The organism is Erwinia sp. AC075 (assembly GCF_979253995.1).
Genome location: NZ_CEEDEU010000001.1, coordinates 2,179,310 through 2,195,970, shown reverse-complemented (window position 1 = coordinate 2,195,970; position 16,661 = coordinate 2,179,310). Strand labels below are relative to the sequence as shown.

Sequence of the window (16,661 nt, the reverse complement as noted above, 5' to 3'; positions counted from 1 at the left end):
CTCTACAGGAGTCACAAAAATGAAGAGCAAAATCAGTCGTGTGTTATGTCTGGCCGCCTTATCGGGCGTGCTGGTGAGCGGAATGGTTCACGCCATGGGCGATGATGATGACAAGCCGCCAACCTGTCCGAAAGGGCAGATCTACGATAAAAAAGCCAAAAGCTGTGTGGCCGATAAAACCAGTATGATCAATGATAATGATCGCACCGCCTATGCCTACGCGCTGGCGAAAGCCGGCCGCTATGATGAGGCGCTGCAAACGCTGAATAAGCTGAAAGAACCCAATACCGCCAAAGCCTGGAATTATCGCGGTTATGCCACCCGCAAGCTGGGACGCACCGACGAAGGGATTGGCTATTATCAGAAATCTATCGCCCTCGATCCGCATTACGCCAAAGTCCGGGAATACCTCGGTGAGGCTTATATGGTCAAGCAGCAGCCGGCGATGGCGCGTGAGCAGCTGAATATTATCAAAGGCATCTGTGGCACCGGTTGCGAAGAGTACCGCGATCTCTCTGCCGCCATCGATGGCCACCCGGAAAGTTAATCCACGGCAGCCCAAGGAGCACCGGTGAATCACCACGATATTCGCGCTGAACTGCCGCTTTATCTGGCGCGTTTATGGCGTTACGGGCTGGTGCTGTCCCGCAAACGGGATGTGGCCGAAGATCTGGTGCAGGCGACCTGCCTGCGCGCGCTGGAAAAAAGCAGCCAGTATGTTCCCGGCACCCGCCTGGACCGCTGGCTGTTTACCATTCTGCATTCGGTGTGGATCAATCAGGTTCGGGCCACCCATCTGACGCAACAGCAAAATATTGATGACGTGGATGAGCAGGCGTTCCAGCTAAGCGAAGGCGAAGCCGATCACCTCTGGGCGCAGCAGGTGCGTGAACGGATCAACCGCCTGCCGGAAGCCCAGCGCAATGCCGTATTCCTGGTCTACGTTGAGGGCTTTACCTATCAGGAAGCCGCCGACACGCTGGCGGTGCCGATTGGCACCATCATGAGCCGACTGGCAAACGCCAGACAGACGCTGGCCAAAGGCGTGGTGGTGGGCGTCAGACGTAACAAAAGGGGGGAAGTATGACCCAGTGGCAGAACGGCGCGCCCATTTCCGACGAGGTGCTGGTGGCCTGGCTTGATAAGCAACTCACGGTTCAACAGCATCAGCAGGTGGAAAAAATGCTCAGTGATGACCCGGAGCTGGCCGAGCGACTGGCCGAGCTCGATCGCGCCAGCGTGGATTTTTCGGCTGCCTTTGCGCCTTTACTGCAGGAAGCGCCGAAGGATCGCCTGCAGCAAAAGCTCAGCGCCGCACTGGCGCAGCCGCAGAAGCCGCCATCTGCAGGCATCAGCCGCAGAACCCTGATTGCCGCGACGGTATCTGCGCTGGCGCTGGGCGTGGTCGGCGGCATGAAAGGCAGACGGTTGTTTGATAATGATGATGGCTGGCGGGATACCGTGGCGCAATATATGGCGCTGTACACCCATCAGACCTTTGAAGGGGTTTCACCTTCTGACAGCGCCATGCAGCAGCAGATAGCCAGCGTCAGCGGTCACCTGGGCCTGTCGCTCTCCGCCAGCGCGTTAACGCTTCCCGGCAGCGCGTTTAAGGGCGCAAGAATGCTGAATTACGATGACAAGGCCATTGCGCAGATTGTCTGGGATGACCCAAACAGCGGGCCGTTGGCGCTGTGCATTACCGGTGCGGTTCACCCGACGGATCGCGGATTTGCCGAAGAGCAACGCCGTGGCATGAACGTGGTGTACTGGCAGCAGCAACAGCACAGCTTTATGCTGATAGGCCACAAGCCCGTGTCAGAGCTGCGAAGGGTCGCCAGCAGCCTGTCGGCGGCGGTCTGAAACGGCCCGCATAAAGGCCGGGGAAATGGTCAGAATTGACCCACACAAAGAAACTCTCTCTGTGTGGGCATAACATCTGTTATAATCCGGCGCTTACGCACCGTGGTTTGTGCTCCCTTTCAAACGTCAGGCGAAGCCTGGCGTCATATTCTCCCCCTGGAAACTACATCGCTTACCGCGATCAGGGCGGATCCGGAGTCAGTCAATTTTATGTCATTTGATTCTCTCGGCCTGAATGCCGATATTTTGCGTGCTGTTGCAGAACAGGGTTACGACGAGCCTACGCCGATCCAGCGTCAGGCAATCCCGGTAGTGTTGGCAGGTCGCGACCTGATGGCCAGCGCCCAGACCGGTACCGGTAAAACCGCGGGCTTTACGCTGCCGGTTTTACAGCTGCTGAGCAGCCACAACCCGCATCCAAAAGGTCGTCGCCCGGTTCGTGCGCTGATCTTAACCCCAACCCGTGAGCTTGCGGCTCAGATCGGGGAAAACGTCCAGGATTACTCTAAGTACCTGGATCTGCGTTCGCTGGTGGTCTTCGGCGGCGTGAGCATCAACCCGCAGATGATGAAACTGCGCAGCGGCGTTGACGTGCTGGTGGCGACACCTGGCCGTCTGCTGGACCTGGAACATCAGAACGCACTGGACCTCTCTAAAGTTGAGATCCTGGTGCTGGATGAAGCCGACCGTATGCTGGATATGGGCTTCATTCACGATATCCGTCGCGTGCTGGCCAAACTGCCTGCCAAGCGTCAGAACCTGCTGTTCTCCGCCACCTTCTCTGACGAGATCAAAGGCCTGGCCGAGAAGCTGCTGCACAATCCAGAAGAAGTGTCTGTGGCGCGCCGCAACACTGCTTCCGAGCAGATCACTCAGCACGTTCACATGGTTGATAAGAAGCGTAAGCGTGAACTGCTGTCGTTCCTGATTGGCCGTGATAACTGGCAGCAGGTGCTGGTCTTCACCCGTACCAAGCACGGTGCTAACCACCTTGCTGAGCAGCTGAACAAAGATGGCATTACGTCTGCGGCCATCCACGGCAACAAGAGCCAGGGCGCCCGTACGCGCGCGCTGAGCGACTTTAAAGAAGGCAAAATCCGTGTGCTGGTGGCGACCGATATCGCCGCTCGCGGCATCGATATCTCCGAGTTGCCACACGTGGTGAACTTTGAGCTGCCAAACGTACCGGAAGACTACGTGCACCGTATTGGCCGTACCGGCCGTGCGGCAGCCACTGGTGAAGCGTTGTCTCTGGTCTGTGTCGATGAGCTGAAACTGCTGCGTGATATCGAGCGCGTGCTGAAGCGTGAAATCCCACGTATGGCGATTGAAGGCTACGAGCCGGATCCGTCGATCAAAGCTGAGCCGATCCTTAACGGTCGTCAGCAGCAGCGTGGCGGTGCAGGTGGCGGCGGCGGCGGCGGTGGTCGTGGTCGCGGTGCGCCAGGCGGCGGCGGAAATCGCAGCGGTCAGGGCGGTCGGGGTAACGGCGGCGGCAACGGCGGCGAGCGCAGCCAGTCTGCCACTGGCGAACGTAGCCAGGGTAACGGTCAGCGTCGTCCGGCGGCGGCAGGTTCGGGTTCTGCCCGCACTGAAGGCAGCAGCAACGGGGCACCACGTACCAACAAAACCCGTCAGCGCCGCTCTAACCCAGCCTAAGCACTTCTTCCGGGGGGGATCGCCAGATCCCCCTTCTCAACGCTACGAACAGGTTGTGACATGCGCGTTTTACTTGCCCCGATGGAGGGCGTGCTGGACTCTCTGGTGCGCGAACTGCTCACCGACGTCAACGAGTACGATCTCTGCATCACCGAATTTCTCCGGGTTGTCGACCAGCTATTGCCGGTTAAATCCTTCCAACGCCTTTGCCCTGAACTTCACCATGCCAGCCGCACCTCTTCTGGCACGCTTGTGCGCATCCAGCTGTTGGGTCAATACCCGCAATGGCTGGCAGAAAATGCTGCGCGCGCGGTGGAACTGGGTTCGTGGGGCGCGGATCTCAACTGTGGTTGCCCGTCCAAAACGGTCAACGGCAGCGGCGGTGGGGCGACCTTACTGAAAGATCCCGAGCTGATTTATCGCGGAGCGAAAGCGATGCGTGACGCGGTGCCGGCGCATCTGCCGGTGACGGTGAAGGTCAGGCTGGGCTGGGAATCCGGTGACCGGCAGTTTGAAATTGCCGATGCGGTGCAACAGGCTGGCGCGACGGAGCTGGCGGTACACGGCCGCACCAAGGAAGACGGCTACAAACCCGAGCGCATTAACTGGCAGGCGATTGGCGAGATCCGTCAGCGGCTGACCATTCCGGTGATCGCCAACGGCGAAATCTGGGACTGGCAGAGCGCACAGGACTGTATGCAGGTGACCGGCTGTGATGCGGTAATGATTGGCCGTGGGGCGCTCAATGTGCCGAACCTGAGCCGGGTGATCAAATACAACGAGCCGCGTATGCCGTGGCCCGAGGTGGTGATGCTGCTGAAAAAGTACGTGCTGCTGGAGAAGGAAGGCGACACCGGGTTGTATCACGTTGCCCGCATCAAACAGTGGCTGAGCTATCTGCGCAAAGAGTATGACGAAGCCAGCGACTTGTTCAGTCACATTCGTGCGCTAAAAACCTCGAACGAGATCCAACGGTTCATCACTGCCTGGCAACCTGCCAGTCACATTTATCACAATTCTTAAGGGGATATCTTAGCGTGCTAAGGGTATGATGTGAGCTACATCACACACTAATTCCTGGCGCCGGTATGTCTTCGACCCCCGCATTATCCAATGCACAGCTCAATAAACGCATCATCTCTGTGGTGGTTTTCACCTTCTTCTGTTACCTGTCGATCGGTCTGCCGCTGGCGGTGTTGCCGGGTTATGTGCATAACCAGCTCGGCTACAGCTCGTTTATGGCTGGCCTGATTATCAGCCTGCAATATTTCGCTACGCTGATTAGCCGTCCGCAGTCGGGGCGCTATGCCGATCTGCTGGGACCGAAAAAAGTGGTGCTGGTGGGGCTGCTGCTGTGCGGCACCAGCGGGCTGTTCACCCTGCTGGCGGTGATGTACCAAGCCACACCGTTAACCAGCCTGATTCTGTTGGCCATCGGCCGTATCTTCCTCGGTTTAGGCGAAAGCCTGACCGCCACCGGCTCGATACTCTGGGGCATCAATATTGTCGGCACGGTGCAGAGCGCGAGGGTGATCTCGTGGAACGGCGTGGCAACCTATCTGGCGATGGCAGTGGGTGCGCCGCTGGGGGTGATCCTCAATTCGATGTTCGGCATCCCCGGCTTTGCGGTATTGATCATGCTGATGGCGATCTTCGGCTTCTGGCTGGCGACCAGACGTCCTGCGGTGGTGGTGGCCGTTGGGCAGCGCATCCCGTTCAATCAGGTCTTTTCCCGCATCTGGGTGTATGGCTTGTGCCTGGGGTTGGGCACCGTCGGTTTCGGCACCATCGCCACCTTTATTACCCTGTATTTCGCCAGCCATGACTGGCGCGGTGCCGCTTTCTCACTGACGCTGTTCAGCCTCGGTTTTATCGCCATGCGCCTGGTGTTCAGCAGCTATATTGGCCGCTTTGGCGGCATTCGCGTTTCGCTGGTCTCCTTTGCGATTGAATGTATCGGGCTGGTGATGATCTGGAAGGGCGGTTCGGTGCTGATGGTCGATGCCGGGGCCTTCCTGACCGGTTCGGGCTTCTCGCTGATATTCCCGGCGCTGGGCGTGGAAGCCATCCGTCAGGTGGCACCGCAAAATCAGGGCTCGGCACTGGGGCTGTATTCTGCCTTCCTCGATTTTGGTCTGGGGATCACCGGGCCGATTGCCGGTTTGCTGATTGGGCACTGGGGCGTGGATTCGATCTATCTTGGTGCGGCGGTGGTGGTGCTGTTTGCCTTTGCGCTGACGCTCCGGCTGCAGCTGATCGCCCAACGAGAAACGGTGACCACCTGGCGATAATCCCGGCCGCATCAATAGACGGGCGGAGAGACAACGACGACCAGACCCTGGCACGTCGGCTGGCTCTCCGCCCGTTTTGTTTAGTAGATTTCCGGCACGATCATATTGTCCGGCACCGGCGAGCGGCGGTAATCCTCGTTACGCTCACGCGGCGGCAGGGCGATTTTCTTCTCTTCCGTATCTTCGTAAGGCACCTGACGCAGCAGATGGCTGATGCAATTCAGTCGCGCCTTCTTCTTATCGACGCCCTGAACCACCCACCATGGCGCTTCGTCGATATGGGTGCGCGCCAGCATAATCTCTTTCGCTTCGGTGTAATCCTCCCACAGGCGGCGGCTTTCCAGATCCATCGGGCTGAGCTTCCACTGCTTAAGCGGATCGTGAATGCGGCTTAAGAAGCGCAGTTCCTGCTCTTCATCGGTAATCGAGAACCAGTACTTCACAATCTGCACGCCGCTGCGGGTCAGCATCTTTTCAAACTCAGGCACGCTGCGGAAAAACTCTTCCACTTCGGCATCGTTACAAAAGCCCATCACCCGTTCCACCCCGGCACGGTTATACCAACTGCGGTCGAACAGCACGATTTCGCCCGCGGCAGGCAGATGGGCAATGTAGCGCTGGAAATACCACTGTGTGCGCTCGCGATCGTTGGGCGCAGGCAGGGCCGCCACCCGGCAGGTTCTTGGGTTCAGGCGCTGGGTAATGCGCTTGATCACGCCGCCTTTGCCGGCGGCATCCCGCCCCTCAAAAATGATCACCATCCGGTGGCCGGTGCGCGTTACCCAGTCCTGCAACTTCACCAGCTCGCCCTGCAGACGCAGCAGCTCGCGGAAGTAGTATTTACGCCAGGCCTTTTCACCCGGTTCAGGGGCCTGCTGCTGCTCGCCGAAGCGGATATCATCCAGTTCCATTTCCAGCTCTTCGTCGTAGCTGTCATAGAACTCCTGCAGCAGACGCTGGTGGAAATGCTCGTTGCTAAAATCATTACCTTGCATAGCCATAGTTTTCTCCCGATTAGAAGTGAGTAAACAGCCAGTAAAGGGTGGCCGAAAGCAAAATGGAGACCGGCAGCGTCAGCACCCACGCCATCAGCAGATTGCGCAGGGTCGACATTTGCAGGCCGGAGCGGTTGGCGGCCATGGTGCCGGCGACGCCAGAAGAGAGCACGTGGGTGGTGGAAACCGGCAGGCCGAAAACGTCCGCCGCGCCGATGGTGGCCATCGCCACCAGTTCTGCACTGGCACCCTGCGCATAATTCAGGTGCGTTTTACCGATTTTTTCGCCCACGGTGACCACGATACGACGCCAGCCGACCATGGTGCCGAGGCCCAGCGCGATGGCCACCACCACCTTCACCCACCACGGGATAAAGCGGGTGGCGTTATCCAGCTCGACCTTCAGCGCATCAAGGTCATGCTGGGTCTGCGCCGGGATTTTTAGCTGCTCATCGCTTTTCATATGCTTGATGGTTTCGGAGGCCAGATACATATCGTTTCGGGTATTCGACACCGCCTGAGCGGGGATCTTTTCGACCGTACCGTACTGGCGGATCTGATTACCGATCGCGCCCGTTAGCGCCGCCAGCGCTGGTATCACGTTGGCATTCATGGTGCCGGTCCGCACATAGTCGGTCAGCACGGTATGCGGCGCGGCGGGCGGCGTGACGCCCGGCGACAGTTGCAGCAGCTGCTGCTGGGTCACGGTCGCCAGCGCGGCAACGCGCGGGCTTTGTTCCGCCGGAATTGAGCGGTTCAGCGCATAGGCGATAGGCATGGTGCCGACCAGGATCAGCATGATCAGGCCCATCCCTTTCTGACCATCATTCGATCCGTGGGCAAAGGAAACGCCGGTACAGGTGAGGATCAGCAAGCCGCGGATCCAGGTCGGCGGCTTCTCGTTGCTCTTGGGCGCGGTGTACAGTTCGGGCTTTTTGACCAGCCGTTTCATAATCAGCAGCAGCGCGGCGGAGAACACAAAGCCGATAATCGGCGAGAACAGCAGGGCATACCCTACTTTCAGCGCCTGTCCCCAGTCCACGCCGCTGGTGCCGGTGCGGCCATGGATCAAGGCATTCGCCACACCCACGCCGATAATCGAGCCAATCAGCGTATGGGACGACGAGGCCGGCAAGCCGAACCACCAGGTGCCGAGGTTCCAGATAATGGCCGAGAACAGCAGGGCATACACCATGGCGAAGCCGGTGCCGGTTCCCGCTTGCAGGATCAGCTCGACCGGCAGCAGCGAGATGATGCCGAAGGCGACCACGCCGCTGGACATCAACACCCCAAGGAAGTTGAAGAAGCCGGACCACATCACCGCGATATTCGGCGTCATTGAGTGGGTGTAGATGACGGTCGCAACCGCATTGGCGGTGTCATGAAAGCCGTTAACAAACTCGAAGCCGAGGGCAATCAGCAGCGCCATTCCCAACAGCAGGAAGGGAACATAGCTGGTGACCACGCCGCCGGCATCGCTGACATCGTTGAACAGGTTAACGCCGGCGAAGGCAATCCCCAGGATCACCAGCAGAATAAACAACATCACCGAGAAGCGGCTATTTTTCCCATAAATAGGCGGGCGCCCGGCGCTGGCCTGGCCCTGCTGAATCGCACTGTTATGGCTCATAAAACCTCGTGAACGGGTTGGCTAAGGAAAACTGACCTGACGCCTTGGTGAGAATGACGTCTCACAGTCGGTGTACGCAGGTTTTGTGACAAAGAGATGAAGTTGATCGTCGCCTCCAGAAGCGGCTGGATCGAAAATTTAACGGTGCTGTGCCGCTGGCAGTCAACTCTCTGTAATAGAGTTGCGTTACCGTTCGGTGACACTTTACTGACGGCCCGCCTGACTATGACCCATCGCCAGCCACTGACCATTCAGAAACCCGACTTTACCGATGATGTCGCCGGATTGATTTACGGCTATTGCTTCCACAGCGGCGCGGAGCCGCGGCCGCTGACGGCTCAGCAGGCCTGCCAGGCCTGGCAACAGCAGCAGGGCGAAGGATTTATCTGGCTGCACGTCAACCTCAGTCATGCCGCCTCTGCGCGCTGGCTGAAGAACAATTTTGCGGTGGATGAAGACTTCTTCGATGAGATCCAACACGGTTCGCACAGTACCCGCATCGAGCGGCAGAACGATGCGCTGATGGCGGTGCTGAACGACGTGATTTTCGATGCGCGGGAAAACAGCGAACAGAACGCCACGCTGTGGATCTGGTGCCGCGCCGGGCTGGTGGTTAGCGCCCGCTTTAAGCCGGTGCGGTTGATTGAACGGTTAAACGACAAGCTTGATGAGCTGGTGCTGCACTCCTCGACCGAGCTGCTGACCCATTTACTGGTAGAGCAGGAAACGGTGCTGGAGCAGATCGTGCGTCAGGCCAATCAGGTGGTCGATCAGATCGAAGAGCGGCTGCTCAGCCACCATATCAAAAGCAACCGCAGCGAGCTGGGTCGGTTGCGGCGGATGCTGTTACGTTTTCAGCGCTTACTGGCACCGGAACCGGCAGCGTTGTTCCGGCTGATCAACCGCCCGCCGGGCTGGCTGGACCGCCAGGTGGTGCAGGATTTACGCCAGTTCACCGAGGAGTTCACCGTGGTGCTGAACGATCTGATTGGCCTGACGGAGCGCATCCGCCTGCTGCAGGAAGAGATCGCTTCCCGGCAGATGGAGCAGAGCAACCGCACGCTGTTTACCCTGACGGTGATCACCGTGCTGGCGTTGCCGATCAACATTATCGCCGGTTTTTTTGGCATGAACGTTGGCGGCGTTCCGCTGGCCAACAATCCGCACGGTTTTATTTTGCTGGTGTTACTGGTGACGCTGTTTACCTGTATCGCCGCCTGGCTGACGCTGCGGCGGCGGGATAAACTCTAACCCCATCTGATTTATCGGAAAATTTCCCTCAGATTACCGCGCCGGCGATCCACTGGTGTATAAAGAGGGAGGTCTTTCGTCTCGTCAGCTGAAGGTAAAATTACCGGTTATGTTTGTCCCTAAGCCCATTCACCTGCTGGCCGGTTGTCTGCTGCTGCCCGGCCTGGCGCAGGCCGATACCGTCTGGATGAAAAACGGCGATCGTCTGAGCGGCAAGGTGCGTTCACTGAGCGACGGTAAGCTGCTGATCGACACGCCTTATGGCGGCACGGTTTCCCTCAACTGGAGCGCGGTCAGCACGCTGTCCAGCGACAAGCTGGATGTCAGCACCGGTAAAAATACGCCACAGATTCAGGCCCGGCTGGAAGCGGCCGATGCAGGCTATATCGTCGTGCGTCGGGGCAATGACCAGCAGCGGGTGGCGGTCGACAAGTTCGAACAGTTTATGAAGCCGAAAGAGCCGTCCGATAAGCTGGACTGGCAAGGGAAGGTCGATGCCGGCGTCAGCCTGAAAAAAGCCTCCACGCACACCCAGGATTACAACCTGGCGTTCAGCAACAAGATCAACGTGGGCAAGTGGCGCAACGACCTCGGCGGCACTTACGATCGCGAGAAAGAAGACGACAGCCTGAATACCGATAACTACAGTCTGCGATACTCGCTGGACTATATGTTTCGCGACCAGTATTTCTGGCAGGGGCGGGCAACCTATAAACGTGACTGGGTGGAAGATCTTTCCCGCCAGGCGTTGATTGGCACCGGGCCCGGCTATCAGTTCTGGGATGATGAGCTGGGATCGTTTTCACTGTCGCTTCTCGGCGGCGCCTTTGGCTATGCCTACAGCGATGGCAGTTCCGACCGTCACTATGGCGCGTCGGTGCATTGGGATTATCAACGCTTCCTGCGCGGTAAAGAGCTGACCCTGTTCACCGACGGTGAGCTTGGCCACTCGCTGGACGACGATGGGGTGGTCAGTCTGGATGCGGAAGTGGGCTTACGCTACCAGCTTAACAACTGGTCGTCGCTGAATATCACTTACCGCCATAATCTGGTCAGCGGTACCCGGGATACCCTTAACGAGCGGGATTTCACCACCGGGCTGGGCGTGAAGTGGTAGAGCAAAAAAAAACGGGCCATCAGGCCCGTTTTTTTATCACCCAGTCGCTTAAGACTGGGTGTTTGCTGCCGGTGCAACCGCAACAGGTGCGGTGGCTTTAGCCGGTACGGAAGCCGGTTTAGATTCGTAAATCGGACCAGGCTGCTTTGGCACCACAAAGGTGCTGTCGTTTGGCTGTGCAGGGGCTGCTGGCGCGGCTGGCTGCGCATTCTGCGGCGCCTGCTGTGCCGGATCGCCGTTCTCTGGATTGACCGGTGCAGCCGGAGCAGCCGGTGCAGTGGTGTCCGCTGGGGCTGCAGGCTGGGCATCGGCCGGCGCAGCATTCGGATCCATCACGTTCGCGCCCTGTGGGGTCACTGGCGTCATTGGCTCTTCATGTGGCAACGCACCTTCCTGCTCCTGCACCACCAGTGGCGCTGAAGGCTGATTATCCGCCGCACCGTTCACTTTGGTTGGCATACCGGTACGGGCTTTCAGTGCGTTTTCCATCGCCGCAGTATCGACGCTGGCATCGCTGATCACTTTGTTTACCACCGGGGTGATAGACAATGGCACCGGCTCACGAGAGTTGAACTGCTCTTCGGTCTGGGAAAGTGGGTTATGCACTTCCACCAGGCGAGAGCCGTCTGGCTCAACGGTCGCTTTGATTGGCTGGTCGATAAACTGAACGCGGGTGCCGACCGGCACGTTGTCGAACAGCCATTTGATGTCGTCAGCACGCAGACGCACACAGCCGTGGCTCACACGCAGACCAATACCGAAGTTGGCGTTGGTGCCGTGGATGGCATACAGGCGGCCGATATACAGCGCGTACAGGCCCATCGGGTTATCCGGGCCAGCAGGGAAGATGGTTGGCAGAGGGGAGCCCGCAGCCACAGAATCTTCATGCATTTTTTTGGTTGGCGTCCAGGTTGGACCGTCTTTCTTACGCTGAACGGTGGTGGTCCAGTTGATTGGGGTATCTTTGCCCAACTCGCCCACACCGACCGGCAGGACAACCACAGTTTTGGTGCCTTTCGGGTAGTAGTACAGACGCATTTCGGCGCTGTTGATCACAATGCCTTCGCGCGGTGCGTCTGGCAGGATCAGCTGCTGAGGAATGATCAGCTTGGTTCCGGCTTTTGGCAGGTAAACATCAACACCTGGGTTGGCTTCGAGGATATTGCTCAGGCCCATCTGGTACTGTGCAGCAAAAGCTTCCAGCGGGAGTTTACTGTCCTGAGGCACGGTGATCTGCAGGTTCTCGCCGATCACACGGCTGTTGGCCGCAGGCAGGGAATAAACAACCGCAGAGGCTGACTGGCTGTATGCCGTAAAGGCCAGCACTAAGGTGGCTAACGCGCGAATGCTTTTTTTCATATTCTTTAAAATGAAGCGCCTGTAACAGTGGATAAATGAGCCTGTGGCCGGTCAGGTTCAACCGGCTGCACATTATATGGTCATAACCCATTAGGAAGAAACCAGGATTTGTAACAGTTGAACTAACTTTACGCAAAATGGTCAGGGAAAACGGCTGACGCCGGGCAAACCGCACGATTTGCCGTCACGGTTGCCACAGCGGATCGTCGCCACTCAGTTTTCGGTTGAGGAAAAAGGCGGCACTGATCAGGGCCAGGTGACTCAAGGCCTGCGGCGTATTGCCCAGCGCGCGTCCCTGATGGTCAAACTCTTCGGCATACAGCCCCAGCGGATTGGCATAGCTCAACAGCTTTTCAAACTCAAAGTGCGCTTCCTGCACCCGGCCGGCCCGCGCCAGGCACTCCACGTACCAGAATGAACAGGCGGTAAAAGAGCCTTCATCGCCTTCCAGCCCGTCGGCCGGGGTCTCTTCCAGGTTGTAACGCCGTACCAGCCCGTCACTCACCAGCTTCTCTTTGATGGTATCCAATGTGGAAATCCAGTCCGGATCGGTGGCGCCGACAAAGCGCACCAGCGGCATCAGCAGCATCGACGCATCAACAAAGTTACCGTGGCGGGTGGCGACAAAATGGCCGCGATCTTCGTTCCAGAAATTGGTCCAGATATCCTCGCGGATCGCATCCCGTGCCCTGCACCAGCGGTCGTACGGGAAGGAGAGCGAGCGTTTCTCGCCGAGGCGCACCGCACGATCCAGCGCCACCCAACACATCAGCCGCGAGTGCAGGAAATGCTGCGGCTCGCCGCGCATCTCCCAAATCCCGGCGTCAGCCTGCTCCCAGTTTTCGCTGACGTAATCAATCATCTTGCTGACATGGGTCCAGCCACGATGCGAAATCGCTTCGCCGTATTTATTGGCTAAATAGATCGCGTCCATCAGCTCGCCATAGATATCCAGCTGGGTCTGCCGCCAGGCATCGTTGCCAATTCTGACCGGCGTGGAGTTGGCATACCCCGACAGATTGAGCAGTTCGCTCTCCTGCAGTTCCGTGCCGCTGTCGAGGCGATACATCACCTGCAGTTTTTCAATATCGTGATGGCTGTTTTCCACGCAGCGCCCAACCCAATGGGTGAAGTGCTTGGCTTCATCGATATAACCGAGCCGCATCAGCGCATACATGCTGAACGACGCGTCACGCAGCCAGGAGGCGCGATAATCCCAGTTACGTCCACCGCCTAACTCCTCCGGCAGACCAAAGGTGGCGGCCGCGGCGATCGAGCCATGCTTGCGGGACGTCAGCAGCTTCAGGGCCAGCGCCGAACGGTTGACCATCTCCTGCCAGCGCCCTTTATAGGTGCTTTTCGAACTCCAGTGGCGCCAGTAGTGCAGGGTCTGCTGGAAGCACTGTTCGCTGCTCTCTTCATCGAGATGCCGGTCGTCGGCGCTGCCGAGGATAAATTCGCGCGATTCCCCGGCTTGCAGGGTAAAGCGGGACTCCGCCGCCGCGCCATTCAGGCTAAAGGTGACGTTGCCGCACAGGCGCAGGGTGGGCTGGCCTACAGCGCTGAACTCCACGCTGCCGTCTTTCAGGCTGGCGCGGGTGTCAGCGCGGGCATAGTCATGGACCGGCGAGCAGCGCAGGGAAAGGGTGGCGTGCCCGTGAACCATTTTTATCCGGCGGACAATGCGCGGCTGATCCTCATCCTGATGACAAATTGGCATGTAGTCGGTGATTTCCGCCACGCCCTGTTTGGCCAGCCAGCGGGTTTGCAGAATGTTGGTATCCGGCAGGTAAAGCTGCTGGCGGCGCACATCCTGCCAGTCAGGTTCGATGCTGAAAACGCCGGCTTCATCGCCATCCAGCAGGGCGGTAAAGACCGACGGGCTGTCCAGATCCGGCCAGCAAAAATAATCCAGCGTGCCGTCGTTGGCGATTAATGCGCAGGTGCGCAGATCACCGATCACGCCGTGGTCTTCAATTTTCCGTTTAATGTCACTCATGTTGCTCCCCGGCGTTAAGAACGTCCTTCAGAAGGGTTAACTATAGTCATGGAACCCGGGCCGTGGCGGCGCGCATCCGCAACCAGATGTAAACCGGGCTGACATTTCGTCTTCTATACTTGCCTGAGGCTTCAACCCGTTACAGGAGAGAACCATGAGTACACCGCAAAATAAGGTCGCTATTGTCACCGCATCAAGTTCCGGTATTGGCCAGGCCAGCGCCATCATGCTGGCGGAACAAGGCTTCGATATTGGCATTACCTGGCGTTCCGATGAGAAAGGCGCGCAGGAAACCGCAAAGCAGGTGCGCGAGCGCGGCAAAAAAGCCGAAATTGAACGGCTGGATTTGGGCGATCCCGAGGAAGGGGGTAAATCTTTACAGGCGCTGATTGCCCGACTGGGCAGGATTGACGTGCTGGTGAACAATGCCGGTGCCAATTTCAAATCTGACTTTCTCGACACCAGCTTTGAAGAGTGGCGGAAAGTCTTTTCCGTCGACGTCGACGGCGCGTTTGTCTGCGGGCAGATTGCCGCACGGCATATGGTCACCCAGGGCGAAGGCGGGAGGATTATCAACATCACCTCGGTGCATGAACACACGCCGTTGCCCGGATCCATTTCCTACACCGCTGCCAAGCACGCGCTGGGCGGGTTAACCAAATCGATGGCGCTCAGCCTGATCAAACACAATATTCTGGTGAACTCGGTAGCACCCGGCGCGATTGCCACCGCCATGAATCAAATGACCAATGACGATGCCCGCACCGTATCCATTCCGGAAATCCCGGCAGGCCGTCCGGGTGACACCCGCGAAATCGCCAGTATGGTCGCCTGGCTTTGCTCGCAATGGTCAAGCTACACCACCGGGCAATCCTTTGTGATTGATGGCGGGTTCATGCTGGCGAACCCGCAATTCTTTATGCAGAATTCAGACTGAATGCCGGGCAACCGGCTGCGCTAGTGTTGCGGTCGGTTGCTGCTTTCATCCTGAGAACCCTGATTCTCGTCCTCGTCGTCTTTCTCATTGTTTGAGCGCCGCTTCAGATAGAGACGCACGCCCCACACCAGCGCCAGGCTCAATACCACCCAGAAAATCTGCTTCAGATGGCGATCGATGGTATGCAGCCATGGCGCAATCACCTGGCCACCGAGATAGCCGAGAGAAACAAAGATCACCGCCCACAGCACCGCGCCAATCACGTTCAGTAGCAGGAACTTTTGCGGCTTCAGCTTGCTGGCCCCGATGATGATCGGGCCGACAATGCGCAGGCCGTACATAAAGCGCACGCCAATCACAAACAGCACCGGTCGTTTACGGATCAGCTTGTTGGCTTTATTGATCTGCTTCTGGTGTTTCTTAAAGCGTTTTAGCAGGCTGTCGCCGTAGTGACGCCCGATAAAGAACAGCGCGGTGTCACCGAGAATGCCACCGGCCATCGCCACCAGCACCACCCAGCCGTAATGTAATAACCCTTCATGCGCGGCAATACCGCCGAGCAAGGTGAAGGTTTCCCCTTCGGCTATACAGCCGATAAACAGCGCCCAGTAACCGTATTGTGATATCAGACTGTTGACGTCCATATGCATGATCTCCTCCGGTCGATGCGCAACAAACCCCTAAGTCTAACTGCTTTGGCTTAAACCGTGATGAAAGATGTTGCGAAAGCGGTTTATTTTCACTGCAAATTGAAGTGATTAGCACAAAGTTTCCCTGTAGAAAAAACAAACAGTTCACGGCCACTTATACTTGAAGACAATCCGCGCTGATTGCGGCCTTTCCGAGTAGAGGAGTGAAGATATGAACCATGTATGGGGACTTCTTGCGCATCCCGACCGTGAGATGCGTGACATCAAACAAGAGAACGAAACCGTCTCTCACCATTACACTCACCACGTCCTGTTACTGGCGCTGATCCCGGTGATCTGCGCGTTTATCGGCACCACTCAACTTGGCTGGGATCTCGGCGCACGACAGACCATCGCCTTATCGATGGTGACCGCCTTCGGCCTGGCGATCCTGTTTTATGCGGTGATCCTCGGCGGCGTGGCGGTGATGGGCCGGGTGATTCACTGGATGGCGCGGGATTATCCGCAGCGTCCCAGCCTACAGCGCTGTACGGTGTTTGCCGGCTATGTGGCCACACCGCTGTTTATCAGTGGGTTAGTGGCGCTTTATCCGCTGGTCTGGCTGTGCCTGTTTGTCGGTACGCTGGCGCTGGTGTACACCGGTTATCTGCTGTACATCGGCATTCCGCTGTTCCTGAACATCGACAAAGAAGAGAGCATGCGTTTTTCCGGATCGACGCTGGCAATTGGGGTGTTGGTTCTTGAGGTTTTACTGGCCCTGACCGTGGTGCTTTGGGGCTATGGATATCAGCTTTTCTAACGCTTTTCGCCGCCGGGATCCCGGCGGCGTCTCATTCATCATCAGAAACGAATATCCACTAGGAAAATACTTAGCGGCCAGCGTATGATGCGCTTGCCAGCCCCCGTGTGG

15 protein-coding genes are annotated in these 16,661 nt (G+C 57.9%); 10 read left to right on the top strand and 5 right to left on the bottom strand.

Annotated features, from left to right (window positions below; all coding sequences use genetic code 11):
• The first annotated feature begins 19 nt into the window (after positions 1 to 19).
• From AC0IXH_RS10295 to AC0IXH_RS10270, 6 genes are all read left to right on the top strand, one after another.
• Positions 20 to 547 (top strand): tetratricopeptide repeat protein, encoded by a 528-nt coding sequence (locus AC0IXH_RS10295; RefSeq protein ID WP_013201383.1) that lies wholly within the window; start codon positions 20 to 22, stop codon positions 545 to 547.
• Between the two features lie 24 nt (positions 548 to 571).
• Positions 572 to 1,087: an RNA polymerase sigma factor gene (locus AC0IXH_RS10290; RefSeq protein ID WP_053145995.1), complete on the top strand. Its 516-nt coding sequence runs from the start codon at positions 572 to 574 to the stop codon at positions 1,085 to 1,087.
• Positions 1,084 to 1,863 carry an anti-sigma factor family protein gene (locus tag AC0IXH_RS10285; RefSeq protein WP_471720399.1) on the top strand — a complete coding sequence of 260 codons (780 nt, stop codon included), beginning with the start codon at positions 1,084 to 1,086 and terminating at the stop codon, positions 1,861 to 1,863. Before AC0IXH_RS10290 ends, AC0IXH_RS10285 begins: the two co-directional genes overlap by 4 nt.
• A gap of 210 nt (positions 1,864 to 2,073) precedes the next feature.
• Positions 2,074 to 3,522, top strand: a complete 1,449-nt coding sequence (gene rhlE, locus AC0IXH_RS10280; RefSeq protein ID WP_471720398.1) for an ATP-dependent RNA helicase RhlE — start codon at positions 2,074 to 2,076, stop codon at positions 3,520 to 3,522.
• A 60-nt stretch (positions 3,523 to 3,582) separates the two neighbouring features.
• Positions 3,583 to 4,545 carry a tRNA dihydrouridine(16) synthase DusC gene (dusC, locus tag AC0IXH_RS10275; protein WP_471720397.1) on the top strand — a complete coding sequence of 321 codons (963 nt, stop codon included), beginning with the start codon at positions 3,583 to 3,585 and terminating at the stop codon, positions 4,543 to 4,545.
• 65 nt (positions 4,546 to 4,610) lie between these two features.
• A complete protein-coding gene (locus AC0IXH_RS10270; protein ID WP_471720396.1) occupies positions 4,611 to 5,813 on the top strand; it encodes an MFS transporter in 1,203 nt (400 codons plus the stop codon).
• A gap of 80 nt (positions 5,814 to 5,893) precedes the next feature.
• Here the strand turns inward: AC0IXH_RS10270 and ppk2 are convergent, their stop codons facing one another.
• Positions 5,894 to 6,814: a polyphosphate kinase 2 gene (ppk2, locus tag AC0IXH_RS10265; protein WP_013201389.1), complete on the bottom strand. Its 921-nt coding sequence runs from the start codon at positions 6,812 to 6,814 to the stop codon at positions 5,894 to 5,896.
• A gap of 13 nt (positions 6,815 to 6,827) precedes the next feature.
• A complete protein-coding gene (locus AC0IXH_RS10260; RefSeq protein WP_346565946.1) occupies positions 6,828 to 8,438 on the bottom strand; it encodes an inorganic phosphate transporter in 1,611 nt (536 codons plus the stop codon).
• A 225-nt stretch (positions 8,439 to 8,663) separates the two neighbouring features.
• Between AC0IXH_RS10260 and AC0IXH_RS10255 the strand changes: the two genes are divergently transcribed.
• Positions 8,664 to 9,689 (top strand): CorA family divalent cation transporter, encoded by a 1,026-nt coding sequence (locus tag AC0IXH_RS10255; protein WP_041692244.1) that lies wholly within the window; start codon positions 8,664 to 8,666, stop codon positions 9,687 to 9,689.
• Between the two features lie 109 nt (positions 9,690 to 9,798).
• Positions 9,799 to 10,806, top strand: a complete 1,008-nt coding sequence (locus AC0IXH_RS10250) for a DUF481 domain-containing protein (RefSeq protein ID WP_013201392.1) — start codon at positions 9,799 to 9,801, stop codon at positions 10,804 to 10,806.
• A gap of 48 nt (positions 10,807 to 10,854) precedes the next feature.
• On the opposite strand, the gene AC0IXH_RS10245 is transcribed toward AC0IXH_RS10250, so the two are convergent.
• Together AC0IXH_RS10245 and AC0IXH_RS10240 are read right to left on the bottom strand one after the other, a co-directional pair.
• Positions 10,855 to 12,165 (bottom strand): L,D-transpeptidase family protein, encoded by a 1,311-nt coding sequence (locus tag AC0IXH_RS10245; RefSeq protein ID WP_346594998.1) that lies wholly within the window; start codon positions 12,163 to 12,165, stop codon positions 10,855 to 10,857.
• Between the two features lie 184 nt (positions 12,166 to 12,349).
• Positions 12,350 to 14,164: a glycoside hydrolase family 15 protein gene (locus AC0IXH_RS10240; RefSeq protein ID WP_471720395.1), complete on the bottom strand. Its 1,815-nt coding sequence runs from the start codon at positions 14,162 to 14,164 to the stop codon at positions 12,350 to 12,352.
• Positions 14,165 to 14,318: 154 nt separating this feature from the next.
• Between AC0IXH_RS10240 and AC0IXH_RS10235 the strand changes: the two genes are divergently transcribed.
• Positions 14,319 to 15,101: an SDR family oxidoreductase gene (locus AC0IXH_RS10235; RefSeq protein WP_471720394.1), complete on the top strand. Its 783-nt coding sequence runs from the start codon at positions 14,319 to 14,321 to the stop codon at positions 15,099 to 15,101.
• A 20-nt stretch (positions 15,102 to 15,121) separates the two neighbouring features.
• Here the strand turns inward: AC0IXH_RS10235 and AC0IXH_RS10230 are convergent, their stop codons facing one another.
• On the bottom strand, positions 15,122 to 15,751 hold the full coding sequence (locus AC0IXH_RS10230) for a DedA family protein (RefSeq protein ID WP_471720393.1): 630 nt from the start codon (positions 15,749 to 15,751) through the stop codon (positions 15,122 to 15,124).
• A 211-nt stretch (positions 15,752 to 15,962) separates the two neighbouring features.
• Between AC0IXH_RS10230 and AC0IXH_RS10225 the strand changes: the two genes are divergently transcribed.
• Positions 15,963 to 16,550 (top strand): Yip1 family protein, encoded by a 588-nt coding sequence (locus tag AC0IXH_RS10225; protein WP_471720392.1) that lies wholly within the window; start codon positions 15,963 to 15,965, stop codon positions 16,548 to 16,550.
• Positions 16,551 to 16,661: the final 111 nt, after the last annotated feature.

Coding starts and splice junctions, on each gene's coding strand:
- AC0IXH_RS10295 (WP_013201383.1), top strand. CDS start 20: ATGAAGAGCAAAATCAGTCGTGTGTTATGTCTGGCCGCCTTATCGGGC.
- AC0IXH_RS10285 (WP_471720399.1), top strand. CDS start 1,084: ATGACCCAGTGGCAGAACGGCGCGCCCATTTCCGACGAGGTGCTGGTG.
- rhlE (WP_471720398.1), top strand. CDS start 2,074: ATGTCATTTGATTCTCTCGGCCTGAATGCCGATATTTTGCGTGCTGTT.
- dusC (WP_471720397.1), top strand. CDS start 3,583: ATGCGCGTTTTACTTGCCCCGATGGAGGGCGTGCTGGACTCTCTGGTG.
- AC0IXH_RS10270 (WP_471720396.1), top strand. CDS start 4,611: ATGTCTTCGACCCCCGCATTATCCAATGCACAGCTCAATAAACGCATC.
- ppk2 (WP_013201389.1), bottom strand. CDS start 6,814: ATGGCTATGCAAGGTAATGATTTTAGCAACGAGCATTTCCACCAGCGT.
- AC0IXH_RS10260 (WP_346565946.1), bottom strand. CDS start 8,438: ATGAGCCATAACAGTGCGATTCAGCAGGGCCAGGCCAGCGCCGGGCGC.
- AC0IXH_RS10255 (WP_041692244.1), top strand. CDS start 8,664: ATGACCCATCGCCAGCCACTGACCATTCAGAAACCCGACTTTACCGAT.
- AC0IXH_RS10250 (WP_013201392.1), top strand. CDS start 9,799: ATGTTTGTCCCTAAGCCCATTCACCTGCTGGCCGGTTGTCTGCTGCTG.
- AC0IXH_RS10245 (WP_346594998.1), bottom strand. CDS start 12,165: ATGAAAAAAAGCATTCGCGCGTTAGCCACCTTAGTGCTGGCCTTTACG.
- AC0IXH_RS10240 (WP_471720395.1), bottom strand. CDS start 14,164: ATGAGTGACATTAAACGGAAAATTGAAGACCACGGCGTGATCGGTGAT.
- AC0IXH_RS10235 (WP_471720394.1), top strand. CDS start 14,319: ATGAGTACACCGCAAAATAAGGTCGCTATTGTCACCGCATCAAGTTCC.
- AC0IXH_RS10230 (WP_471720393.1), bottom strand. CDS start 15,751: ATGCATATGGACGTCAACAGTCTGATATCACAATACGGTTACTGGGCG.
- AC0IXH_RS10225 (WP_471720392.1), top strand. CDS start 15,963: ATGAACCATGTATGGGGACTTCTTGCGCATCCCGACCGTGAGATGCGT.